The 24956-nt window shown below is 48.9% G+C and carries 22 protein-coding genes and 6 pseudogenes; 20 read left to right on the top strand and 8 right to left on the bottom strand.

From position 1 onward, the window contains the following. Positions 1-171: 171 nt before the first annotated feature. The 3 genes from LU633_RS19445 to LU633_RS19435 all read right to left on the bottom strand — a co-directional run bounded on the left by LU633_RS19445 (position 172) and on the right by LU633_RS19435 (position 3534). On the bottom strand, positions 172-915 hold the full coding sequence (locus tag LU633_RS19445) for an oligogalacturonate-specific porin KdgM family protein (RefSeq protein WP_016192019.1): 744 nt from the start codon (positions 913-915) through the stop codon (positions 172-174). Between the two features lie 217 nt (positions 916-1132). Beyond that, a complete protein-coding gene (locus tag LU633_RS19440; RefSeq protein ID WP_232426893.1) occupies positions 1133-2851 on the bottom strand; it encodes a polysaccharide lyase family protein in 1719 nt (572 codons plus the stop codon). Positions 2852-3411: 560 nt separating this feature from the next. Beyond that, positions 3412-3534, bottom strand: coding sequence for an ATP-binding protein (locus LU633_RS19435; protein ID WP_016192017.1), 123 nt, complete (start codon positions 3532-3534; stop codon positions 3412-3414). Positions 3535-3605: 71 nt separating this feature from the next. Between LU633_RS19435 and LU633_RS19430 the strand changes: the two genes are divergently transcribed. Then, positions 3606-4928 (top strand): IS4 family transposase, encoded by a 1323-nt coding sequence (locus tag LU633_RS19430; RefSeq protein WP_046371900.1) that lies wholly within the window; start codon positions 3606-3608, stop codon positions 4926-4928. Between the two features lie 6 nt (positions 4929-4934). Here the strand turns inward: LU633_RS19430 and LU633_RS19425 are convergent. After that, positions 4935-6028, bottom strand: a pseudogene (locus tag LU633_RS19425) (IS3 family transposase). Positions 6029-6435: 407 nt separating this feature from the next. Here LU633_RS19425 and LU633_RS19420 point away from each other — a divergent pair. From LU633_RS19420 to LU633_RS19405, 4 genes and pseudogenes are all read left to right on the top strand, one after another. Continuing rightward, positions 6436-7190 (top strand): annotated as a pseudogene (locus LU633_RS19420) (ATP-binding domain-containing protein). Continuing rightward, complete coding sequence (locus LU633_RS19415; protein WP_232426892.1) at positions 7166-8803, top strand: TraI domain-containing protein; 1638 nt, start codon at positions 7166-7168, stop codon at positions 8801-8803. Before LU633_RS19420 ends, LU633_RS19415 begins: the two are co-directional and overlap by 25 nt. 48 nt (positions 8804-8851) lie before the next feature. Continuing rightward, positions 8852-9861, top strand: a pseudogene (locus LU633_RS19410) (tyrosine-type recombinase/integrase). Between the two features lie 577 nt (positions 9862-10438). Beyond that, a complete protein-coding gene (locus LU633_RS19405) occupies positions 10439-10642 on the top strand; it encodes a helix-turn-helix transcriptional regulator (RefSeq protein WP_016192014.1) in 204 nt (67 codons plus the stop codon). Between the two features lie 149 nt (positions 10643-10791). On the opposite strand, the gene LU633_RS19400 is transcribed toward LU633_RS19405, so the two are convergent. Together LU633_RS19400 and LU633_RS19395 are read right to left on the bottom strand one after the other, a co-directional pair. After that, entirely contained in the window at positions 10792-11040 is a 249-nt protein-coding gene (locus tag LU633_RS19400; protein WP_016192013.1) for a hypothetical protein, read from the bottom strand. Further along, positions 11037-11729, bottom strand: coding sequence for a replication initiation protein (locus LU633_RS19395; protein WP_016192012.1), 693 nt, complete (start codon positions 11727-11729; stop codon positions 11037-11039). The genes LU633_RS19400 and LU633_RS19395 overlap by 4 nt, the downstream gene beginning before the upstream one ends. A 509-nt stretch (positions 11730-12238) precedes the next feature. Between LU633_RS19395 and LU633_RS19390 the strand changes: the two genes are divergently transcribed. The 12 genes and pseudogenes from LU633_RS19390 (at position 12239) to LU633_RS19330 (ending at position 20750) form a co-directional block, all read left to right on the top strand. Further along, positions 12239-12757: a DUF2778 domain-containing protein gene (locus tag LU633_RS19390; RefSeq protein ID WP_016192010.1), complete on the top strand. Its 519-nt coding sequence runs from the start codon at positions 12239-12241 to the stop codon at positions 12755-12757. A gap of 241 nt (positions 12758-12998) precedes the next feature. Then, a complete protein-coding gene (locus LU633_RS19385; RefSeq protein ID WP_016192008.1) occupies positions 12999-13490 on the top strand; it encodes an Hcp family type VI secretion system effector in 492 nt (163 codons plus the stop codon). 345 nt (positions 13491-13835) lie between these two features. Continuing rightward, positions 13836-13985: a hypothetical protein gene (locus tag LU633_RS19380; RefSeq protein WP_016192007.1), complete on the top strand. Its 150-nt coding sequence runs from the start codon at positions 13836-13838 to the stop codon at positions 13983-13985. A 142-nt stretch (positions 13986-14127) separates the two neighbouring features. Then, a complete protein-coding gene (locus tag LU633_RS19375) occupies positions 14128-14403 on the top strand; it encodes a hypothetical protein (RefSeq protein WP_016192006.1) in 276 nt (91 codons plus the stop codon). A 498-nt stretch (positions 14404-14901) separates the two neighbouring features. Continuing rightward, positions 14902-15165 carry a hypothetical protein gene (locus LU633_RS19370; RefSeq protein WP_046372289.1) on the top strand — a complete coding sequence of 88 codons (264 nt, stop codon included), beginning with the start codon at positions 14902-14904 and terminating at the stop codon, positions 15163-15165. 31 nt (positions 15166-15196) lie between these two features. Then, positions 15197-15894 (top strand): IS1 family transposase gene (locus tag LU633_RS19360; RefSeq protein ID WP_233481979.1). Its coding sequence is split into 2 segments (ribosomal slippage): positions 15197-15446 and positions 15446-15894, totalling 699 coding nucleotides; the frame shifts between segments, so codons are not numbered across the junction. A gap of 307 nt (positions 15895-16201) precedes the next feature. Further along, positions 16202-16505: pseudogene (locus LU633_RS19355) on the top strand (integrative conjugative element protein, RAQPRD family). Further along, positions 16496-16741 (top strand): TIGR03758 family integrating conjugative element protein, encoded by a 246-nt coding sequence (locus LU633_RS19350; RefSeq protein WP_040465725.1) that lies wholly within the window; start codon positions 16496-16498, stop codon positions 16739-16741. The pseudogene LU633_RS19355 and the gene LU633_RS19350 overlap by 10 nt, the downstream one beginning before the upstream one ends. Before the next feature lie 144 nt (positions 16742-16885). Further along, positions 16886-17146, top strand: a complete 261-nt coding sequence (locus LU633_RS19345; protein ID WP_152664198.1) for a DUF7446 family protein — start codon at positions 16886-16888, stop codon at positions 17144-17146. Next, a complete protein-coding gene (locus LU633_RS19340) occupies positions 17133-17537 on the top strand; it encodes a TIGR03751 family conjugal transfer lipoprotein (RefSeq protein ID WP_016192002.1) in 405 nt (134 codons plus the stop codon). The genes LU633_RS19345 and LU633_RS19340 overlap by 14 nt, the downstream gene beginning before the upstream one ends. Further along, positions 17537-20349, top strand: a pseudogene (locus LU633_RS19335) (conjugative transfer ATPase). Before LU633_RS19340 ends, LU633_RS19335 begins: the two are co-directional and overlap by 1 nt. Then, the gene (locus LU633_RS19330) at positions 20346-20750 is read left to right on the top strand and encodes a hypothetical protein (RefSeq protein ID WP_016192058.1); all 405 of its coding nucleotides are present in this window, start codon (positions 20346-20348) and stop codon (positions 20748-20750) included. Before LU633_RS19335 ends, LU633_RS19330 begins: the two are co-directional and overlap by 4 nt. Before the next feature lie 84 nt (positions 20751-20834). Here the strand turns inward: LU633_RS19330 and LU633_RS19325 are convergent, their stop codons facing one another. Continuing rightward, positions 20835-21254, bottom strand: a complete 420-nt coding sequence (locus LU633_RS19325; protein ID WP_046372037.1) for a hypothetical protein — start codon at positions 21252-21254, stop codon at positions 20835-20837. 15 nt (positions 21255-21269) lie between these two features. Further along, positions 21270-21944 (bottom strand): hypothetical protein, encoded by a 675-nt coding sequence (locus LU633_RS19320; protein ID WP_233481939.1) that lies wholly within the window; start codon positions 21942-21944, stop codon positions 21270-21272. A gap of 110 nt (positions 21945-22054) precedes the next feature. Here LU633_RS19320 and LU633_RS19315 point away from each other — a divergent pair, with 110 nt between their 5' ends. From LU633_RS19315 to LU633_RS19305, 3 genes and pseudogenes are all read left to right on the top strand, one after another. After that, the gene (locus LU633_RS19315) at positions 22055-23095 is read left to right on the top strand and encodes an IS481 family transposase (RefSeq protein WP_046372036.1); all 1041 of its coding nucleotides are present in this window, start codon (positions 22055-22057) and stop codon (positions 23093-23095) included. A gap of 337 nt (positions 23096-23432) precedes the next feature. Further along, positions 23433-24284, top strand: a pseudogene (locus tag LU633_RS19310) (ATP-binding protein); the annotation flags it as partial. After that, positions 24256-24876 (top strand): hypothetical protein, encoded by a 621-nt coding sequence (locus tag LU633_RS19305; protein ID WP_046372035.1) that lies wholly within the window; start codon positions 24256-24258, stop codon positions 24874-24876. The pseudogene LU633_RS19310 and the gene LU633_RS19305, both read left to right, overlap by 29 nt. Positions 24877-24956 lie beyond the last annotated feature (80 nt).

Genomic DNA, 24956 nt, shown 5'->3' with positions numbered 1-24956 from the left:
CAGAAGTCTCTGCTTGCGCTGGCAGATACCCCCTCAAGTACAGCGCGTCAAAACCGAAACCGGTGAATATCTATGCCCACAGGAGCTGGTTTTAATTTAACAGTAAAAATATCGGCCCGTCAGGGCCGATATTTACCAAAAGTAAACACATCAACAAAAAGGCCTGATTAACTAATGAAACGTGTAAGCAAGGCCCGCGCGCAAGCGAAGCTGCCGTTCGCTTGACTTTGATGAGCGATTAATATCACCGAAGCTGATATAGGGGCTCCACTCTTTTTTATCACCCAGAGCATAATTAAACTGTAGCTCCTGCTCGTAATTATATCGTGTATTGGCAAAAAGCATTTCATCGCCTCGCATAACGATGATTTTGTAGGTCGTGGTGAGATCGTCGACTCTGAAACGCAGATAACCATCCACCCGATTTACCGTACGGTGTTTATTGGTGCTACAGTTGGCACACCCGCTCAGATCATGAGCATAATCAGTCAGTTCCAGACGATACAACCCCCCCACAGACCACCTGTTATTTATTTTATACCAGGGTGATACACCGAATTTCCACTCCGTACGGGTCGAATTAAATTCAGGTTGAATGATAGGTGACACCGTCCAGTTGCCAATAATGATTTTTTTACCAAGCGTCATTTCAACCGCATTTAATACCGTGTCATTATAATACTTATTCTTGACATTTTTTCCGCCGGTTTTAAATTTAGTTTCTGCCGCAAAAAAATAATTTGCCGGAAGTTGTGTGCTTAATGTAAGCTTATCGTAATGCGTCATATCACGAGTACGATACTCATGCCGATAATCCATACTGACTTTACGTGATGTATTTCCATCCGCCAGTGCGGGTCCGACAGTAATAACAGGCAAAATAACCCTGACAAAAGCCGAGGCAAGTTTTTTCATATAAAGTCCCTTTTAATGATGTCATCTTCAGCAACAGTCACCGTGGCAGTATGCCTGACGGGATGATGTTGCTAAATCGCTTTATTCCCATAAAGATAATGACATGGTACATAATGCTGCCGCCATTTATCGCAATAACAGCACGTTTTTTCCATTACGCAACCGCGCTTTCTCAACATAGACGCAAGGCAAAGGTTATTTTCTGTTGCGTGATATGTTATTCCGTAAAGGTAATAATATCGTACATCAGGCTGCCGCCGTTTAGCTTCAATGACAGCGTATTCTTTCCGTTACGTAACTGCTCTTTTTCGACAGATATAGTCGCCAGATGGTACTGACCATTGCGCAGTGCACTTCGATATACTGCTTTATCATTCTCGTAAGTCAGCGTTTTTAATTCTGCACCATTTATTTTTACGGTTAACGAAGGCGAACCGCGACCTTTTACCATGCCGCTATTACTGGCGGCGGCCAGGGCAATATTAAGGTGATAAACGGCTTTCTCTGGTGTCAGGTTGAAATTAATATCCCAGTTGCCGGGTTTGGTTTGTGCATAATACCATTCCTGACTGAAATCACTGTGTCCGACATTAAAAACCAGATTCGCCGGAACCTCATGCTGCCAGCGATAATTACGCTGCTCATTACCAAATCTGAATTCTTTTGCCTGTCTATCAGACTGCCCGATTGCCCATATAACTTTTGCTGCGGGCGGCAGGCTGATTTGATCCAGCCACTGCTTTTCGCCAGAAACCGTCATTTTTTTTTCAACCAGTAAGCCGGGCTGCGTGCCGGAATTGGCATAAACAATAAGCTGATAATCGCCGGGAATAACGTGCTCAAACTGGAAATTTCCCTGCTCATCGGAAACCGCAGAAAAGAGATAGCCGCGTGTTTGTAAGTCAAATTGCTCATCAATTGAGGAAGAGAGCACCAACGTAACAGGCTTGTCCGTTTTAACACGACCGCTAACCTGCGTGCGTTCAACAGGATATTGCGCATCATTGAGCCAGCGATAAGGCCAGCTGGCCTTTTCACTATCGGACTGCTGCCGGGCATCCGCCAGCATGTGCGCTTTATCGCCTTCATTCACGTAGAGTAACCACGGGCCATAGAATTTTTTCCATCCCGGCGGGGCGTGCATATCTGGCGTGCCTAAATGTGCACCGGTCAGGTAATTTAAAATAATGGCATCCTGATGCACCATCAGATCCTGCTTGAGTGTATCACCGGAAAAATATTCACCACTGGCATGTATCAGCCATACTCCGCTATTTTTTCCGTAAACGCCCCAGAACGGCGTGGTGCGTTGATAACCGGCAAAATCATATTTTGTCCAGACACTTCCGTCTGGGAGCCGCCAGGTTTCATCCTGAATGGCCGGCATAGCCTCCAGCTCGTGGTAGAGATAAGGTTTACCGTCACGCTCACCATTAAAAATATGGTCCAGATAGCCGGGGTTAAAGCGATAAACATTACGTAACTCACTGACTTTTATATTTTTATCCCCGGTATTTTCTGCAATAACATAGCTATAGATGCCACTGACGCCTTTACGCATAATAAGATGGTACTCCAGCCGCAGCAGGCTGCCGGGATGATTAAACCAGGCAATATGGGCAATATCATCATTTCGCGCGATCACCTCCAGACGTTCTGGAATAAAATCTTTAACGCCATCAGAGTGAAAATCGAGATAACCGCTGCGATTTTTGCTGGGATCGCGTGCCGCACCGGACAGAGAACTCACCAGATTATGACCATTTTTCGTCATCGTATGCATGCTGGCATCATCGTTGAACTCGACGCGCAGTAAACCATTATCCAGCACTGCCCGCATTCCCGATATGTCCAGTTTTACCGGGGGAGAAATAACACCATAGCTGCAGGTTGAAAACAGCATTAAGGCAGCCAGACTGAAACGAACTAACATCATTAAATTCCTTTTAATAAGTAAATATAAAAAGTGAAAAAGTCATTATTCCACCTGATAAATTTAAAATTAGTTTTATGCCTTAACCTGAACCTTTACTTTAATGCCAATATTTACTTGCACCTGGCAATAAAATAAAAAAAATAGCGATCCTTGTCGTATATTGAAACAATAGCTTTCCTTTTGGATAATAAATTGCAGTTGCAACTTATTTGTAAAAAATAAAACAGCACGAGGTCAGGCTACTGGAGAACCTGAGAAAACAATCATCATTCAGCCGACAACAGGTGTAATAGATATCATCCCGGCAATTGCAACAAAGGGAACAACCGCAATAGCGAGAAAACACTCAATTAACAATTAAAGCGTATAGATATTAACAGATGCAATAAAACACATCATATTAAAGCACTAAATAATTTTATAAACGCAACAATAACACATAATAAAAATACCATTCTTACCATTTCTCTGTTCAAAAGCTGCGTATTCCGATGATTCCGGTCAGTGATTCCGACGATTTCGATCGCGCTTCCCGCGCTGGTTATTTCTTCCTTTAGTTTTTAACCCGTCTGATCGGTTTGCGCCAGGTTACGCATTGATTCGCCCCTGAGCTCAACGCGATGTCCGTTGTGCAGTAGCCGGTCCATCAGGGCATCGGCTACCGTCGGGTTAATGCCGATCATTTAAGGATCGGTTGACCGATCCGGTTTATGCGGTAAAAAGGGTTCTATGTTCATCATGGAACCCTTTTTAAATGGAACTTTCCCAGGCCCTCGGCATCATCAATGCCGCCACTCCTGAGCGCGCCCGTAGTCTCGCCGACCTTATTCCTCCCGAGCTTATTCAGCAGGCGCTCACCCTGACCGATACCGTTACTTTGCGTAAACGTAAACTTTCCCTCGAATCCATGATTTGGCTTGTCGTTGGGATGTCCATTTTTTGCGATCGTCCGATGACCGAAATCGTCAATCTGATGGATATTACTGACCGGACCGGAGCTCCTTTTACCGCACGCAGCGCTGTCATTCAGCGCCGTAAGACTCTGGGTGAAAATGCAGTGCGGGAGCTTTTTGATATCACACAGCAGCACTGGAATCAGCAGGCTGCACATCCAAAATGGCACGGTCTGAATCTGTTTGCTGTCGACGGCGTGGTCTGGCGTACCGCCGATACGCCGGAAAACAGAGCCGTCTTCAGTAAACACAGCAGCCAGTACGGCGAAGGCGGCTATCCTCAGGTGCGAATGGTTTGTCTGATGGAGCTGAGCAGCCATCTGATCGCCGCCAGTGCATTCGACAGTGAAAAAGTCAGTGAAATGCGGCTGGCTGAGCACCTGACGGAGAAAACCCCGAATAACAGTATCACCCTGTTCGATAAGGGATTTTATTCGATGGGTCTGCTTCATCACTGGCAGACAGCAGGAGAACACCGTCACTGGTTGTTGCCGTTGAAAAAACACGTACAGTATCAGGTGGTTCGCCGTTTGGGGCGTGGAGATGAACTGATATGCCTGAAAACCAGTCCACGAGCCAGGAAGCAATGGCCAGGGGTCCCGGAAGAAATGGTGGCAAGACTGCTGACCCGCAGGGTAGACGGTAAAGAGAGGCAGGTGCTGACGTCACTGACAGACCCGAATCGCTATCCGGGTAAAGATATCAGCGAGCTATATCGCCACCGCTGGGAAACAGAACTGGGCTACCGGGAAGCAAAGCAGGGTATGCTGGACAGCCGGTGGACATTACGCAGTCGCCTGCCGGAGCTGGTGAGACAGGAGCTATGGGGGGTACTGCTGGCTTATAACCTGGTGCGATATCAGATGGTGCAGATGGCGTTCCATCTGAAAGGAGATTACCTGCCTTACCAGCTGAGCTTCAGTGGAGCGATAAGCGAAATAATCCGGATGCTGATAACCCTGCCCTGGGCTTCGCCGGGAAAAATGCCGGGAGAACTGAGAACCCTGTATGAACAGGCGAAATGGCTTGTGTTACCGGGTAGAAGAGAGCGAAGTTACCCGAGAGAGTTGAGGGTAAAGAGCAGGAAATATCCGGATAAAAAGGTTGCTGGTCACCTTAAGTGACCAGCATTAAGGTCTGAGCTGGCTGTAATATCCTGTTATGTAATTCGTTATCGCTGTGCTGGCTTCGCTAAAATTAGCGTATCCATTATTCAGTATCCACTCCGTTTTCAGGCTCCTGAAGAATCACTCCACTGGACTGTTATCACAACAATTCCCCCGGCGAATCAGGCTTTGTTTTATTGGGTATCGCCACAGTAACGGACTGAATTTCCTGCTGGTATAGTGGCTATCCTGATCTGAGTGATACAGCAAATTAGTGGGGGTTCCTCGCGCTTCCCGGGCCATGGACAGCGCTTTTGCTGCCAGCGCAGAGTCCGGGAAAAATGACATCGCCCAGCCAACCGGTTTACGGGAAAACAAATCAGGCACAACGGCTAAATAAGCCCGGCGTTTCCCTGCCCGGATAAACGTTACGTCGCCCCACCACACCTGATTAGGCTCTGTTACAGCAAACTGCCGCTCCAGATAATTGGGGAGCTCAACGTGTTCCCTGGATGCCTTCTTATATTGGTGACCTGGTTGCTGGCAACTGATGAGATGGCGCTCTTTCATCAGTGTTGTTGCCCGCCAGCGGCTCAGTTTTACGCCTTTGGTGGTAACCATCGCGGCAATATTTCGTGCGCCTGCGAAACCATTACTCCCGCGACAGCTTTCACCTATAAGGCTGAGTCGCGTCACCCGTGCAGAGTCAGGTTTCTCTGGCTGCCGCCAGTATTTATAACTGCTGCGATGAACCCCAAACACATTGCACACAACGGCAACAGGAAACCGCACTCTGAGTTTCTCAATTAATGAGAACTGTTCAGGGAGTCTGACATCAGGAGCGCGGTAGCCTTTTTTAATATATCTCTTTCCATTTCAATGCGTTGAAGTCTTTTCTTAAGTTCGCGTATTTCAATTTTCTCAGGTGTCATGGGTGAAGCTGTAGGGGATTTTCCCGCTCGTTCTTCTTTCAACTGCCGAACCCACTTATCCATCGTGGATTTACCGACATTCATTGCCGTGGCAGCAGCAGCGGCGGTGTCGTTCTGATCAAGAACAAGCCGGGCAGCTTCGCGGCGAAATCCGGGGCTAAAATTGCGTCTGTTACGTCCGGTCATAATGTCACCTGTTTTTAACTATGAGGCGATGATATCACCTCTGTTCAGGTGGACAGGTTTAGTGTGCCACTACTAGTGGTGATATGCGATATCTATTGAGAGGAGAGAGAGAAACAAATCACTACTCATGGATACAAAGTTTACTCGAAACATGAGCAGACTTTGATGGTGTTAGATTTCTTTAAAAAGCTGCGGGAATTTATTATTTGCGTCGCGGCTTTTTCTTAAGTTTTGTGCTTTTTATTGTGGAACCTCTATCTGCAACGAAATAAGGTAGTATCATTACACCATAGCGCTCCTGCCTGAGGGGTTTTTTTTATTTCTGAAAATGGATATCTGGTTTTTTCTCGCCGCAAGCGCCCCCGGGTGACAGTGTGAGTGTTCAACTGTCATTCCCGGAGAACCCAATGAGCTGGAAAACCACACCAGAACAAAACGCCATCATCGAATGGCAGGGCAATCAGCTTGTGGTCAATGCGTTTGCCGGCACTGGTAAAACCACCACACTGGTGCAATTCGCTCAGGTAAACCCGGACAGCAAAATGTTGTACCTTGCCTACAACAGAGCCATCCGCGATGAAGCCGAACAAAAGTTTCCCTTTAATGTTGAGTGCAAAACCTCCCACCAACTGGCCTGGTCGCATTTCGGCCGACATTTCAGGCATCGGTTGACGGCAAATCTGCGTATTACCGATGTGGCCCGGAAGCTAAACACCCGGCACTGGCCGCTGGCGCGCCTGAACGGATGCAGTCTCCCCGTCTCCGTCAGGATTACCGGGACTTTGAGGAGTATTGCGCCATTGCGAAGGCGACGCTGGATGTGGAGATGAATCAGGCCATCCGGTTGCTTGATGAGTATTTCCCGCTGCCGCAAAAGCTGGCCATCATGCGCCGTCAGGTTGTGACGCATGAAAAAGATGCGCATGTCACCGTTTCCACAGCGCACCGCAGTAAGGGACTGGAGTGGGACGTTGTCGTACTGAATGAGGATTTTTGTGATATCACCGATCCGCTGCTCTCTGCCGAAGAGCGACAGGACGAAACAAATCTGCTGTATGTGGCCGTGACCCGCGCCCGTAAGACCCTGGTGTTGAATGAGTTGATGCAGTGTCTGAAGGCTGGTGAAGGGGCAGAAAGATGGCGTACAACCTGCAACGGATGATGTTGAGAACGATGGGGAGACGCGGTTATCCCATGCTGAATAAAATCAAAACGTTATTATCGCGTACGCCAGCTGTCACAGAGCCCTCCGGCAAACACCCTGTTTCGGCGCCGATGGGGTATTTCTCTCCGGTTAAGGCTGAAGAACTGACCATCAGCGCAATACGCCAGGATGCCCTGCAGAAAATCCGGGAAAATAACGCGCTGTCGGGCGAAGTATATCAGCGACTTTATCTGGCTCCAGTGCACCTCCTGCTTGAACGAACCCAGAATGTACCAGCGGCACCTGACGGTCGGTGGGCTTATGCAGGGGGATTTGGTGATTTAAGCCTGCGTTTTACCGCTTATGCTGTCAGGCTTGCCCGGGGGTATATGTTTCCGCCCGGTGCGATGCCGGAAGAACAGGCAGCGCAGGGCGTTATCTGGCAGGCCGTTATTTTCTGGGCTGCGTTGTGTTATCACCTGCCGTTACTGGCCAGTATTGAAGGCGAAACCACCGGCGGCGTCAACTGGCAACCGGGCATATCTGTGCCGGATGCGCCTTATCGCTTCCGGTTTCGTTCTTCTCCCCCGAACGCGCATGATGCTTCTGCTCTGGCGGCGCTGGCCGCCGGTCAGCTGATGCCCACTGACGCGATAAACTGGCTTTCAGGTACCTCCGCAGCGCTGTTTAGTCTTGCCTGCGCATTCTGCAATGGTTTTCCAGATATGTCCCTTATCAGGACGTTGCTCGACCAGGCGGCAGAGAAGGTTGACTCGCCAGTACTCCGGAAGGAGACAGGTGAATGGTCTGTGTCCATTGCACCGCCAGATTCGGTGACGCCGCAGGAAGGCGTGTTGTCTGTTCAGACGGACGATAATTTATCCTTTTTTCCGGTGGAACTGGTCGCTTCGGAGCTGATGACATCACTCAACGATACTGGTGGTGGGGACAGACAGCCACCGCTGAACGGGGTAAGTACAGTGGAGTCGCCGGAAGAGCAGGATAACGGCAGCCCGGGCCAGGGGGATGCCGTTATCCTGCTCAGTCTTTTTTCCGCAGTGGCGGGTGCTGAGGTCAAGGATGACGCCGATGTGAATACGCCTGCCACGGTAGCGCCGGATGAAATGGTGCCCGTCGGGCAAGACGTTCCTGATGAGCCTGTTGAGATGGAAGATGTCCTCCGGCATAACGATATCGGTGCTGACTGTCTGTTGCCTGGTACAGAGGGAGTGCTGGGCTACCCGGTTAATGCCGGTGCTGATGCCCGACTGTCGGGCGAGACGTTTCTCGCCTGGCTGTCTGACGGTATGGTATCCGGCAGGATCACCGTCAATCAGCATGATTCACGGGTACATACTGTTGCCGGTTTTATTTACCTTCTGGTACCGGATATTTTCTTTCTTTTTCTGAAAGATACCGGAAGTGACAGTCACAGGGAGCAGATTCAGACGTCGTTTGAAAAACTCCAGTTACATCGCGTTCGCAAAGGGGAGCGTTTTACCCGGGCGAAACTATACTGCTCAGAAAATAAACAGGGGCGGTTCAGCAGGGTTAATGGTTATCTTATCAAAGTTGCCCGCCTGAAAGGCGTGAGACCTCCGGAGGACAGCAAACTCCTTTTCTTTCCATAATGAAGATACACACAGGGATCTGTTCTGGTTTTTTGGGAGAAGAATAAGATGCGTAATGAAATAACCTGGGATGAACTGCTTGAAGAATACTTTTTTGCTCACCAGCTGAGACCCGCTACCGAATGGAGTTACAACAAGGTGGTCAGAGGGTTCAGGCGTTATTCTGGCGATACCCTGCCAGCGTAAATTACGCACCGTCAGGTGCTGGAGTGGCGGCGTTATCTGCTTCAGGAGAAACAACAATCTGCTCAGACATGGAACAACAAAATTGCACATCTGCGGGCGCTGTATAATTACGGGATGGAACATGAAATCCTTCCCCCGGGGAAAAATCCCTTCAATAAAAGCAATGTTCAGCGGGATACCAGGAAGAAAAAAACGCTGACACGATCACAGCTGATTCGTGTTTATCTGGTCATGCGGCAATTTGAAGAAGCTGAACGGGCAGGGCGCGGTATCAGGGGGGGCGTAATGCGCTCTGGCCGGTGTGGTACTGGCTGACGGTTCTGGATGCGTTCAGGTATACGGGAATGCGGTTAAATCAGCTGCTGCATATCCGGCTGGGTGATATCAATCTCTGCGAGGGATATCTGGATCTCTGCCTGGAGGGCAGTAAGACACACCGTGAATGGCGGGTTCCGATTGTCAGTGCGTTGAAGCCCCGGCTGCATAACCTGATGGAAAAATCAACAGCGCTGGGTGCGGGGAATGAAGATTATCTGTTTGATGTGAACAGAATTTACCTTAACCGTCATGTGGCATGGGATGCAGCTAAGGTCCATCAGAAGATCCGAACATTTTTCCGGTGTCTGTCGAAAGAGTGTGGTTTTACCGTGTCGCCACACCGTTTTCGCTATACGCTGGCGACGGAACTGATGAAATCACCTGAACGAAATCTTCAGCTGGTAAAGGACCTTTTGGGGCACCGGAGCGTCAGTACAATGATGGAGTATGTGGAGCTGAAGATGGATATCGTTGGAAAAACACTCGAAGCTGAACTGTCACTTCACACCGATGTTACAGGTGAAAGAAATTTACACCTGTTGACACAAGCATAGTTGACTGGGATGATTAACGGTGATCGAGAAAGGGGAACCTGCGCCACAGGTTCCCCATCTTGAGGGACAAGTTCTGGATATCAACCAGTGCAAACGCTCTTGAAAACACCGGAGGACATTCCGTATGACCGGACCCTGCATTTTCCGCCCGTTAAGGATCTCATCTCTTAACCAGCGTGCTTTGATGCAAATTAGTGGTGCCGGACTCGGAATCGAACATCATTTTATTCCTATGTTTTAAATGAATAAAAATAACAATATTTCTGTTTTACCAACAAATGGCAATGCAAGTCAATTTAAATCAATAGTTTACTGTAGTGAACGCCAGTGAACATTACTGAACATCAAATCGCATGAGACGTAAAGCTCATGGTCAACATCTTCACATTCGCTACTGTCGGGAAAATAGCACTTTTTGCTAAATATTATAACCAATTGTTTTTAATTAACTTAGTTGTGATTTTAGATGCTACTACCTCAAATATCATGAGAAATCCAGAGATTTTTCGTAAATGTGGTTGATCGGCATAAGCGATATTCGAATAATACATTCCATCAAACGACGATGGAGAAATATATGACGCAGAAGAAAAAACTAATCCGCATTTCTGAAGTAATCGACCGGACTGGCTATGGCCGGACGTGGATTTATAATCTGATTAAAAAAAATAGTTTCCCAATGCCCGTTAGAACCGGTGAAAGAACTATCGCTTTTGTAGAAAGTGAAATCGATGCTTGGATTGATGAAAAAATATTTTCCTCACGTAATCAGGCCGCTTAAACTCTATTATCAGCCATTTACATATAATCTGACGAGATTATTACCCTCTTAAGTATAAAACGTCTCAAAATCTCATACAGAGCGTTTTAGGATTATATATGAAAAACTTACATAATGAAAAATGACAGAAGCCACCAACGTGGCTTTTGTTATTGTTGTAATGATAAATATCTCCTGTAATATGCGACAGCACTGTTTTGTGTTGTGTCCATTTTTTCCGCAACTTCTTTCCATTTCAAACCCGAAGATCTCAAGTTAAAAGCAAGTTTTCTTTTTTCTGCAGCCTCCCTTTCATATTCTTCACGACTAATACCGTAATATTTAATTACTGCCGAACGTGATACTCCCGCCTGTTTTGCTAAGTCTTTAGCTTTTATTTTCTTTCCATTAATAATCATAGTAATATTTCCAGTGCTTTTTCTAATTTAGTTTTTGTGTTCCTCGATTTTTTCGCTCTTGCGGATTGAATCGCGGAAAATATTTCGTGAGAAAAATTTCGCCATGTCCATTTGCAAATACTTTGGCAAACTTGCTTAACTTCATTGTGTGGCAAAGGGTTAACCTGATTACAATGATTGTTCAACATGATAGCCGTTGAAAGCATCTCGTGATAAAAATCATGGTATGTTTTATTCGCTTTGTATTTCAAAACATCTTTGTATGCTATTTTTCTCAGATCTTCAAATAAATTAACATTACGGCCTAATCCATATAACTGATCTATTTTTGAGATTTTTATCTTAACAATATCAGGAACAAAATCAGCTAAATAGCTTAAGTCATATGCTGTGGCATCTGTCCACGTTGTACGCCATTCGTTAGTATTTAATGGGTTCTTCATTAAAATATCAGCATAGGCTTTGTCAGCATTTAACCTTTCTGTAAAACCATACTGAACAATTGATGCCAGCTTTAACGGTTTTATTCTTGCCGAGTCAGTTTTCAGAACTGGACTTTTTAAGGCATAGAGCAAATGCATATGACCATTTTTTGTATTCTTTATTATCGTGTTAGGCTTCGGTAAACCTACAAGATCCCAGACGATTGCGCCATTATCATGGTCTATGTCAAAAACAAAACCATTCACAAACGATCTGTTATTAAACCCTATATATTATTTTTAATAATGCCCTTTCCTTTGGGTTTCTATACACACCATCATTGAATTCATCGCAGCATAATGCGTATTTTTGTATTTGACTTTTATATTTTTCCATATTATATATATTATCTTCAAACAGCATTTTTACCTTCCTTTAGTGCTCCTTTTTGTAATTGTTTGGCGACTATCAAAACAGGAGCTTTATTTTTATATTTATGCCCATTAATAAATCAATAATACATTTAAAGTTTTTGTCAAGTGACTAAAAGCCATATCAGATATTATGTGTTTATTTGGCTTATAAAAACTCTAAGTGAAACTCCATTATATATTTACAGTAGTTAGCTAAGGAGATGGGAATATCATGTGGAAAGGAAATATAAAAACACTGAACCAAAAATGCTTTAAATTAAAAAATGGCTATTTACCCTTGATCGCTCAATAAATCATCTATAGCATAAACATGCATAAAGTGTAAGGACATGAGACTATTTATGGCATTACAAGGGAAGATGATTTTGAACGGCGCTGATTATGCACCGTTCAATCTGTATGGTGTTGGTGTGTTTATGGCTTTTTCTGGTAATGGTATTTACCGGAACAAGGGGGCCAGTGGTGCCATTAAAGGTGATGGCCCATTACCACCGGGTAAATACTGGATTGTTGAGCGTGGTTCTGGAGGATTCTTCTCAAAAAGAAAAGCGGAAATTCAGGACACATGGAACAAAATTCGTCATGGAGCAGCCTTTGGGCGTGATGAATGGTTCGCTTTGTACAAGGATGATTGGGGTATTGATGATGGCACTTGGATAGATGGTGTTTACCGTGGATTATTTAGACTTCATCCGGGAACTGTATCCGAAGGATGTATAACTATTGCTCACAACTCAGATTATGCACTAATTAGAAATGCACTTCTTAATACTGCTCCGATGCAGGTGCCTTGTATGCGTTCCCTTATGGCTAGGGGTTGGGTTGAGGTAGTAGCCAATGGCTCAAACACTTGCCCGTAGGCTCGCAAAAACAATATTTTTTTAATTATTATGTTTGCCGTGGCTCGGATTCTTAGTGATCCTGAGATCTATATTAATCACACCCTTGCAAGTAGATTAGCCCTGCTTATTAGTGGCGATGTAAATGCAGAGTCGATTTATGATGCTTATTTCTATATTGATGTTGCCTCTGTATTAATTATCACTACAGGGATATACATTGTAGTAATGAAACTGATCAATAAAATAAGGAAAAAATAATATGCCGATCCCTCCGTATATGTGGCTTAAAGATGACGGCGGCGCAGATATTAAAGGATCTGTAGATGTTCAAGACCGTGAAGGAAGTGTGGAGATTATAGGATTAAGTCATGGTATTAATTTACCAGTAGATAATGCGAATGGTAAGATTACCGGAACTCGTCAGCATTCATCGATGATGATTGAAAAGGAAGTTGATAGTTCTACCCCCTATCTTTATAAAGCCGCTGCTACAGGTCAAACACTGAAAAGTGCAGAAATCAAGTTCTACCATATTAGTGATGCAGGGCAAGAGGTTTGTTATTATACCGTGCTAATGGAAAATGTAAAAATCACGGGTGTTAACTGCGGTGTGCCTAATGTTAAATTAGCTGGCAATGATAAAATGAATCACATTGAAAGCGTCAGTTTACAGTATGAAAAAATAACTTGGCGAATTGTGGATGGCAACATCCAATATGCTGATGCTTGGAATGAACGAACAACAGGCTAAGAAAATATAGCCAACAACAATAGCAGCAGGATCCTTTCTTTCCTGCTGCTATATAGATAAATGATTATTCATAAAGTATAACTTCTTTCCCTTCCCATCCCTCCTCGTTCAATTGATAAAAATGATCGATTATAACTATTCGATAGCTTTTAACTATCAATAATAAGGAATCGATCGGTTTTATAATTGTTTTGACCGATCGATATTTTATTTATGATGGTTTTAATCTATCGTGTGGTTTTTTTTGATCGGTACAAACGATATGACGCCCCTGAAAAATAAATGAATTCTAGCAGGTGATTACAGGCCAAAATCTGGCCTGCCTATGACCTGTGAGGAAAAGGTATGCGTAAATTTATGGTAGCAGTAGGTCTAACAGCCCTGCTGTCAGGGTGTGGTGATGATGGGGTTTATGGCAACTACGTCAACCAACAGTACGGCATCAAGCTTGATATTCAAAAAGACTCGATCAAGTTCAAAGGTATGAACGTATAGCGTAAAAAGCTGGGATGAGAGTAAGAAACCCGTCTACATTGCCAAGACACAGGTAGAGGGGGTTGGGCCGTGGACTTTTAAAATAGAAAAAGTCAAAGGCGGTGTCGTTTATCTTGGCGCAGTATTTAAAAAGGACTGAGAAATGGGAAACAATATTATTCAGTGCCCTTTTTGCCTAAAAGAAAGCCAAAGGGGTGTTCATGTATGCACCGGATGTCAGGCATCTGTGCTATATGGAACATATCCCGGCTGGTATTCGGCGGTGATCGTTCTGTTAGCTTTTGGTCTGTCAGCGCTGATTGGAATGTCTACAGGTATGGCAGGAGCTACTATTAGCTTACCAATAATAGCTATTGTCGGTTTTGTCGCGGGTAAGGCAATTTTCTCAGACAACATTATCTTCAAAAGAAGAATGTAAAACAATCCTGTCTTTTAGGGTGATGGCTCCCTACGTGAACCATCACCCATAACAAGTTTATTTATTCATTGCGTCATCAAGTAATAAATCGGAACCCACTGGCATAAAAGCTACCAGCGGGACCCCACGATATATTACTTGACGATTTGATCTCCGCTGCGATATTTACGCAGAGCTACTATAAAGACAATATATTATTTACCTTATCTTTTATTTGCATTTTATTCGGCATGCAGTGTATTTATTTATGTAGCCGCTATTGACTAGTTTTTTAGATCGGTTATCTATTTAAATATAAGTGTAGTTCAGCTTTTTTTTTGATTTTCGGAAACTGAGGCAAGGTGTAATAGCGTATCCGCTATTTTACCCAATCCTATCGGATTGCCTTGTCTCGTTTCACTCGCAAGGTTGAAAAAGACCTACCCTTCCGCCTAATCACCCTATCAAGGGTTGGCGGTAAACCATACAGTTTAATATTATATTATAGGAGTGTTTAAAATGAATGATGACTTAGGTTTTATAAATAACATAGATGGTAAAATTTTATTAGAGCATTATCAATATTTAACTAATGCTATATTGGGTGATGAGGATACAAAAAAAGAATTTCTGAAATATGAACATTATGACTTGGATTACTTAAGGTATTATCTTGAAGCAAGTATCTATTTTTTAGGTGAAGCAAGAGATGAAGCAAATAGAGATGTTGAAATAAAAGATTTAAACGAAGCCGTGGAGATGGTCGTGACGCAGACTTGCTGATCACGTATGCTTTGCGCTTTGGATGTAACATATGGCTAAAGTTGATGTCGTCTGCCCTCAGTGCAATGAAACTCATGCTGTACGATGTAACGGACATTCAGCATCCGGTGCCCAACGTTACATCTGCAAGCATTGTTCAAAGACCTTTCAGCTCAATTTTAGCTACTCCGGTGCCAAACCAGACACACACCAGACCATTGTTAATATGGTCATGAATGGTTACGGATGTCGCGATACCGCACGGGCTCTCGGTATCAGCCTCAATACGGTTCTGCGGCACGTAAAAAAATTTCGCCAAAGCAGGTAGCTGAGAATATCGACCCCGAAACGGAGGTTGTTATCTGCTGTGAAGCCGGTGAACAATGGTCTTACGTGCGGTGTAAAAGCAATCCCCGGTGGTTGTTCTATGCTTATGACCGTATCCGCAAACGTGCTCTGGCCCACGTCTTCGGCCCGAGAAATGCCCCGACCCTGCGACGATTGCTGGCCCTGTTAAGCAAATTTAACCTTGCCTTTTATATGACAGATGCGTGGCCGGTTTATAAAGTTCTGTTAAGTGCAACAGGCCACGTGGTGAGCAAGAAATATACCCAACGGACAGAACGACATAATCTTAATCTTCGCACACATATCAAACGACTGACCCGCAGAACAATTTGCTTTTCGAAGTCAGAGGAAATGCACGATAAGATCATCGGTTGGTATCTTACTCTTCATCATTATCAATAAATCTGCGTCACGACCGGTAATTGAATATAAGAATTAGATTTAGGCTATCCATTGAATAGTAGCAGGTTAGTGGAGACATTTTCTTGGAGCATTACATGACATCATTAGTCTAATGCGTCCCAAGAATTCGGGCGTACACTTCTGACACTAAACTGGATAACCGTTTAATTTTGGCTGTATATGCCAACCGCGCCTGATTTACCCATAATACCCGTTTATCTTCATTCCCCCATAAACAATTTCCTGCTGTAACCCCCGGCGCTTTGCGTCACTCTGCCGACCACCAGTTATCCGGGAGAGCCGCAGAATGCGTCATAGTAAATCCCTTATTGCCCTGCTGATGGCCGCGCTGCCAGTTATGCAGTGTCACGCATCGGAAAAAGACGAGCTGGCGCTGGTGATGTGTCAGCTCGATCAGGTCCAGGCGGGGCTCGATCGCGCCCGCGTGGTGGCGAACCAGAATCAGGATGCCCGCTTTTATTTCGACTATCAGCAGGCCACGCATGATATCGCCGCCATGAGGCAGGGTATCGCTACCTATATGGGCGCAGCCAGCTGCACCTTCGTCCGTCTCCGGGCGTTACCGTGCCGAGGAACCGGCATGGCGATGAATGATTCTCAGGTCTCCGGATGGAGTGCAGGCACCGGCAGCGGTCTGACCCCCGCGCAGCTCAATATCCTGATCCTGGGCACCCTGGCCGTAATAATGCTGCTGTTCAGTGCCTGGGCGCTGGTCCACGCCTATCGCGGCCTGCCCACGAAGGCCGTCACGTTCCGGCAGTTCAACGAACTGCTTATCCGCCTCATTGTGCTCTGGCTTCTGACCCTCTTTCTCTTTTTCCACTGATAAGGATACCGCTATGAAACCCTTTTTTCTCAGGCTCCGGCACGCCGTCTGCCAGTACCCAAAACGCCTGCTGCTGACCGGATTGCTGTTCGCCGGACAGGCACTGGCCGGCAGCGGCACAGGCATGGACTGATGAGGACCCCAATGCACAACGATAACCCTGAATACCGCGTCGCTTACACGTCAATCAGTGGCAGACTTTATGCCGGTTTCGTCCGGCGGGATAACGGCAAATGGCAGGGCCAGCCGCATGACGTCACCGACCAGGCGATGCTGGCGGTCGGTCTCAGGCTGTCACGCGAGGGCAATGATATCCTCTTTCCGTTCCCGGACGACCGCTGGCTCAGAATTTCTGCGTTTTATTGTGACGCTGAAGGTGCGGAGGTGTCGGATGAACAGGTATAAACTGCTGGCTACGCTGCTGCTGGCGGTGACGCTCGCCGGGTGCAGCACCTCCAAAGATGAAATGCTGCCGCCGGGCGACAGCAGCATGCTGGATATGTGGAATGACGGCGCGTCGGTCACGCACACCACCACGGAGAGCCGGGCCACGCTGCGCAGGCCCGTTTCCGACGGTGAACGGGTGATTTCGCAGCAGACCCGTGAGAGCTACAGCCGCACCCAGGAAAATGAAATTCAGCAGACTTTTCCCCGGCTGCCTAATCCGGACATGGTGATGTATGTCTATCCGCATCTGGCAGATGGCAGCACCCCGGTGCCCGGCTACAGCACCGTGTTTCCCTTTTACAGCCAGGTGCAGTACGCGCTCCCCGGTGAACGCACGGAGGATCTGTGATGACGTTTTCACTGTTTCGACGCCGCTCACGCTCACAGGATCCGCATCAGCACGGTGACGGGCCGTTTTCGGTGAACGGGCATGAGCCGCTTACCCGTGAAGGGAAGGTGACCCGCGCCGATGAAGCGCGGCTGTACGACACCGCACCCTCAATCATCGATCATATCCCCTGGGGCGAGTATCTGCCGGAACACCAGTGCATTCTGCTGGATGACGGCGTGTCGGTGGGGGCGGTGTATGAAATCACCCCGGTCGGCCGAAGGCCGTCCCGCTTCCAGGCTGGATGAAATCCGCGACGTCATGGAGAATGCCCTCCAGGACAGCCTGCCGGAGCTGGATTCCCACCAGTGGGTGGTTTTTTTGTCAGGATGAGTCCGATCTGACCGCGTACATGGACCGGGTGCGCGGCTACGTTAAACCCCGTGCGCAGGGGACTGCGTTTACCCGCGCCTGGCTAGACGAGCAGGCGCGTCATCTGAAAAACGTCGCCGTTGAGCAGGGACTGTTTCTGGATGATGTCGTCACCGGTGCCCCGTGGCGCGGACAGAACCGCTGCACCCGGATGCTGATTTACCGCTGGGTGGAGACGCCGTACCGTGACCCTCTGGCCCCGGAGGTGCTGCTGAAGCAGGTCTGCGATCGGCTGACCTCGGCGATGAGCGGGGCCGGTATCCGCAGTGAGCGGCAGAACGGTGAACAGATCCACAGCTGGCTGCTGCGCTGGTTTAATCCCTCGCCGACGTGGGTGGATAAAGCGACCCTCTACCGCTGCGCCCGGCACAGCGACGACGCGCCCGGCGAGCTGCCGCTGCTGAATGATTTCAGCGAAAGTCTGTGGTTTACCCGGCCCCGCAGCGATGCGGAAAAAGGGGTGTGGTGGTTTGATGAGGTGGCGCACCGGGCGGTGCCGGTGGCCCGCCTGCGTAATGCCCCGTCCACCGGGCATCTGACCGGCGAGGTCCGGCGTGGCGATAACATCAACGCCATCATGGACCTGCTGCCGGAAGGTACGGTGCTGACCATGACGCTGCTTATTCAGCCGCAGGACAGGCTGGAGGAAAATTTTGCCCGCCTGAGCCGGGATTCAATGGGCGAGAACGTGGGCTCGCTGCGTGCGCGTGAGGACGCGGCCACGGCGCGTACTTACCTCGGCAACAGGTACAAGCTTTACAGGGCAGCGGTGACCCTGCTGATTAAGGCGCGTGATATTGCCACGCTGGACAGGCGCTATCTGGATCTCAGCAGCACGCTGCTGAACTGCGGGCTGGAGCCGGTCAACCCGGAGCATGACGTTGGGCCACTCAGCAGCTATCTACGTGCACTGCCGATGTGTTTTAACCCGGAGAAGGACCGCCATAACTGGTACACGCGCCTGATGTTTGTGCAGCATTTTGCCTGCCTGGCACCGGTTTACGGGCGCGATACCGGGACGGGCAATCCGGGATTCACCTTTTTCAATCGCGGCGGCGGACCGCTCTCCGTTGACCCTCTCAACAAGAACGACAGGACCCAGAACGCCCACAAGCTGCTGTTTGTCCCCACAGGGGCCGGTAAGTCGGCCACGGCGCTGTGTGAGCTGGCGCAGATGATGGCCATCTACCGGCCGTGCATCTTCCTGCTGGAGGCCGGTAACAGCTTCGGACTTTTTGGCGACTACTGTGCCTCGCTGGGCCTGACGGTACACCGGGTGAGCATCAAGCCGGGTAAAGTCATCTCGCTCGCGCCGTTTGCCGACTCGCACCTGCTGATGCGGGCCAGACCAGATGCGCTGATGGTCAGCGAAGAGGATCTGCCAGATATTGACGAGGACGGGGGCGATGACGACGATAAGGATGAAGAACGTGACGTGCCGGGCGAAATGGAAATTGCGGCCCGCCTGATGATAACCGGCGGTGAAGCTGCGGAGGAGGGGAGGATGACCCGCGCCGACCGGGGGATGATCCGTGAGGCGATGATGATTGCTGCCCGTAAGGTGTATGAGGAGAACCGGCAGATGCTGCCGGAAGATTTGATGTTTGCGCTACAGAATATCGCCCGTGATGTCAGCATCGGGGAGGATGGTCGTGAGAAACGGACCGCCGCCCGGCGGGCGCGGGCGGAGGAGATGTCGGAAGCGCTGCGCATGTTTACCGAGGGCTTTGAGGGGGAGCTGTTCAACCGTCCGGGCACGCTGTGGCCGGAATCGGACATGACCATTGTCGACCCGGGTGCGCTGGCCCGCGAAGGCTACGAGGCTCAGATAGCGGTGATTTCTCTGCTCAACACCATCAATAATATCGCTGAACGGGAGCAGTACAGCGATCGCGACACCATCGTGCCCATCGATGAGGCGCATATCGTTACCGCCAGTCCGCTGCTGGGACCGTATTCCACCAAAATTGTAAAGATGTGGCGTAAGCTCGGCGCGTGGCTGTGGCTGTTTACGCAGAACCTGGCCAACTTTCCCGATACGACGAAAAAAATGCTGAACATGGCGGAATGGTGGATCTGCCTGGTGATGCCGCCGGATGAGGTGGAGCAGATTGCCCGTTTTAAAACGCTGACCGACGAGCAGAAAACCATGCTGCTGTCGGCCACCAAACTCCCGAGGAAATATACCGAAGGGGTGATCCTCTCGCGCAAGGTACAGGCATTATTCCGTGCCGTGCCGCCCAGTCTCTGTCTGGCGCTGGGGATGACGGAGAAAGAGGAAAAAGCCGAACGGCGTGACATCATGAACCAGATGCACTGTAGCGAACTGGAGGCGGCGTTCCACGTTGTACGCCGACTGGATGAAAGCCGTGGCCTGCATACTGAACAGAGGACAGCATGAAAAAACTGATTATGGAACCGCCGTCGGTCGTCCCTGACAGGGTGCTGATTGCCACCGTCATCTTTACTGTCCCGCCGCAGGGGCTGGCGTCAGTTGGTGAGTCTGACAGCGTGGCGCTGGGACAACTCCGGGAGGAAATACTCAGGCGACTGGAAAAACCGGTGCTGCTGTCGGCGTACCCACACCGGGTGGGGCGTCGCAGTTGTCTGGCGGTGCATCTGGAAGACAGCAGGGGCAGAACGCCGGATATTCTCATCACCGTCACCGGCAATACGCTGTGGCCGGGAGAAGGCGAGTTCAGGACCGGTATTCGCTGGAATATCTGCGTGCCGGATGCCACCGATATGCAGTGGGTGCTGAAGGAGATTGACCGGGTGGCCTGCGGCGGGGTGTGCAGTTAAGCGGGCCTGTGGGTTATGCGGGCAGCGCGGTTTGCTGGCTGCGTAAGCCTCAGGTTGCGGTTGCGGGCGGTAAAGAGCCCGCGTTCAGTTTGTCAGGATCGATTCAATTCCATTGATCAGCGCCGGAAGATAGGACTGGTCAATGATGATGCCTCCCGTCAGTTTCCAGCTTTCATAGATTTGCGGGGATGCAGTGAAGCTGAACCCCACAGCATCACTTCCACCAATGACATTAAATCCACAGGTGAAGGTACTCATTCTTGGTGAGAAGCTTACAGGCTCAGGTCGTTTGTTTGCGGACAGTGATTGATAAAAGTCCGTCATTATTTTTTTCAGACTTACAAGATCATAGGGTATAAGCTCACACTGACATTGAAGGCTTATGCTGCAACCATTTATCTCCAGCCAGCACATTATCACATCTTCCTGGGGCTCCTCAGGTTCTTCAATTCTTTCGATGAATGAGAGGCGAAAGAGAGTATCTTCATTCTTTATTTCAAACATTTATTGTCCCGTCGCTCAATCGATATGGAAGTGCATAATTGTCCAGTCGCGTTCCCTGACCACGACGTGCAAGGTATACTCTTTGTGGATGTACTCAATCTTGTTACCCACCTGTACCTTGGTCAATCGTGTCATACGGATACGGTAAGTTAAGAGCCCGGCAACTTTTCTTGCATCAGGACTGCGAACCCCATATCTGATTGCTTTTTCCAGTATATGGACAGGAATATATCTGCCAGGGTTACTCATATGTGAAGCCGTTTTGTGAGTAAATTTAAGATTACGCACAGACAGGCCGACTTTAAGGCGGCTACGGAGTATACTCAGAGTTGCTCCACTCAGTACTACACCAACTTTTTTTCCCGCAACAACATCCAGTATTGCCCGTCCGCTGCGCAACAGTCGAAAAACGCCGAATGCCAACAGGCCGATATCTACAGGATCGATAAGGGGTGTTTGCAGCGGGGTTTCTTCAAGCGTGATGAACCGTCCCTCAGAGTCATATACCTGCCATAACCCTGGTGCCTGAGCAAACGTATAGCCAATACAGAGGCCTGTATTATCATCAACAACAGGCTGAGCACCCAATGGAGGATGGTACTGTGGTTTAACAGCATAATACTGGTTGTATGGCAGGGGATTTCTGAAATTAAAATACTGACCTGGTTCATCGGGATTAATATCAATCATACCTAATTTGTATTAGTCGCGACTTGATCTGACAATGGGCCTTGAAAGGTTGAGAGTTACCGGTTTTGATATGGGTGTCGAATCCTTATACAAAACGCGAGGTAACTCTCATGCTTCATACTAACAATCCCATCATCAAACACAAAGCCGGTTTACTCAATCTGGCCGAAGAGCTCGGTAACGTATCAAAAGCCTGTAAGATCATGGGCGTGTCGCGAGACACGTTTTACCGTTATCAGGAACTGGCTGAAGAAGGCGGTATTGATGCGCTGGTTAATCAAAGTCGTAGGGTACCCAACCTGAAGAACCGCGCCGATGAGGCCACGGAACGTGCGGTTGTTGAGTACGCCGTTGAGTTCCCGGCTCATGGTCAGCATCGGACTAGCAATGAACTTCGTAAAAAAGGCATGTTTATCTCCGGCAGCGGCGTGCGCTCCATCTGGCAACGACACGACCTGGAGAACTTCCGTAAACGCCTGAAGGCGCTTGAGGAGAAAGTCGCTAAAGAAGGCATTGTGCTTACCGATGCCCAAATCGCCGCGCTGGAGAAAAAGGCGCACGATGATGAGGCCAGCGGCGAAATCGAGACGGCACATCCGGGTTATCTGGGCTCGCAGGACACCTTCTACGTTGGCAATCTGAAAGGGGTTGGCCGTATCTACCAGCAGACGTTTGTGGATACGTACTCAAAAGTGGCACACTGCAAGCTGTATACAAGTAAAACGCCGATCACCGCCGCCGACCTGCTCAATGATCGCGTATTGCCGTTCTACGAGGCTCAGGGACTGCCGATGCTGAGAATACTGACCGACAGGGGTACGGAGTACTGTGGTAAAGTGGAGCAGCATGATTATCAGCTTTATCTGGCCATCAACGATATCGACCATACGAAAACGAAGGCGATGTCTCCACAGACGAACGGTATCTGCGAGCGCTTCCATAAAACCATTTTGCAGGATTTTTATCAGGTTACGTTCCGCAAGAAGTTATATGGAGACCTGGAAAGCCTGCAGGCAGATCTGGACAACTGGTTGTGGCATTACAATAATGAGCGAACTCATCAGGGTAAAATGTGCTGCGGGCGTACGCCAATGGCAACTTTACTTGATGGTAAACGGGTCTGGGCAGAAAAAAATCTGAACCAGATTTAATCTGACAGACACCTGTATAAATAACCGGTAACTGTCAGATCAGGTCTGAGCTAGTACACCTAATTCCATTTATTACAGTTTCCATTTGCCTTATAGAGAAAGTTCAGACTCTTAACAGTTATTCATTCCTCTGCAACGTTAAGCTTTGAATAGTCTTTTTTCAACTGGCTGTTTAATGAATTTTATTAGCAGCACTTTTTAACGCTCAATCGCCTTCCACCGATTAACGGTCCCACCGTTTTGCAGATTCTTTCATAATTGCGGTCACAGTTTTTTATATAACCGCAAACACATATCCTGAAAATAGCGCCGGAACCCCCCACAACGGAGTCTTTCCATGCGCTGTCCCTTTGAACTTGACCCTCAGATTATCCATCACATCATTTACAGCCAGGCCGGTTCCCTCGGCAAGGCGGTTATCGAACTTATCATGAACAGCGTCGATGCCGGCGCGAAACAGGTGAGCGTTGAGATCACCGCTGAAGGCTTTGTCTGCCGCGACGATGGTCGGGGCTTTGCCTCCCATGAGGATGTGAAACGTTATTTTGGCCGGTTTGGCACGCCACACCAGGAAGGCGATGCCACCTATGGCCGCTTCCGGCTGGGCCGGGGCCAGATTATGGCCCATGCCCGCACGCTTTGGGGTTCAAACCTCTGGCAGATGTCGGTGGACACACGGGAAATGGGCTACCACTACGATCTTGATGAGCTGACGACCGCCGTACCGGGCTGCTCAGTGAGAGGCGAATGGTACGAGCCGCTGAGCAGCCAGGAGCGCCTCTCCTGCCTTCAGGAAATTCGTGACCTGGTGCGTTACACGCCGGTCATCGTCAGCCTGAACGGGGCGGTTATCACCCGTCAGCCGGCGCTGGAAAAATGGGACGCGGAAGACGATGAGGCCTGGTATCGCCTGCGCGAGGAGGGTGCCGTGGCCATCTACAATCAGGGTGTGCTGGTCCGCCACGACCCCGGGCATCAGTGGGGCGTCGGCGGGCTTATCGTCAGCAAAAAGCCCCTCGCGCTTAACGTCTCACGTACTGAAATTCTGCGCAAAAGCTGTCCGGTATGGAAGTCCATCGCGGCCCGGTTTGCTGTGATGGCGGGTGCGTTATCTGACCGAGCGGGCCAGCACCGGTCGGGAGAAGAAAGGTCTGCCCGGCATGATCAGCGACGAGGGTATGGCGAAGGCGCTGAGTGAACCGGACGAACCTGAAGACAGCGTCCGTCTGGCTTTACTCAATGCGAAGCTGACGGGCGCTGATATCGCCGCGCCCGCCGAACCGGACTGGGAACGGGTGGTGAAAGAGGGGATTGAGCGGGCGCTGAAACAACAGACGGAGCAGACACAACAGCGTCAGATCCATGAGAGGGAATGGGAGGCGTACATGTGCGAACTGGATTCACAGGAGCCGGAAATGGCAGAAGCGGGTCCGCCGCCTGATGATGGCGAGATGGACAGGATGGTGGAGGAACAGCGTGCACGCTATCTTACGCTACTCCCCGGCGCGACCGCAGAGCTGCTGACGGATTACGTGGTCTGGTACCTGATCCACAGCACGACCACTGTAGAAGAGGAGCGGGATGCGTGGGCGCGACGGACCTGGCAGCAGAAAGGGCCGTACCGTCCGGCGGCGGAAGCTGAACAGCTTCCGGAACGCTGGAAGCCGCTGGTCCGCGAGGGTGAAACCCGCTGGAGCCTGGAGCGTAACGCGGCGGCGGCCGGGTTTTTTGACGTCGATGACTACCTGCAATGGCGACAGGACGGCGGCACCGTGGCGTGACGGTGCATAAACGCCGTTCTCTCAACCGGCCAGATGAGGCATTTTGCAGGTTCTGTCAACCACACGGTGGTCACGGATTA

Origin of the sequence: Erwinia tracheiphila, from assembly GCF_021365465.1 — a bacterium.
GTDB classification, from domain to species: domain Bacteria; phylum Pseudomonadota; class Gammaproteobacteria; order Enterobacterales; family Enterobacteriaceae; genus Erwinia; species Erwinia tracheiphila.
This window is presented reverse-complemented; position numbering and strand designations above follow the sequence as displayed.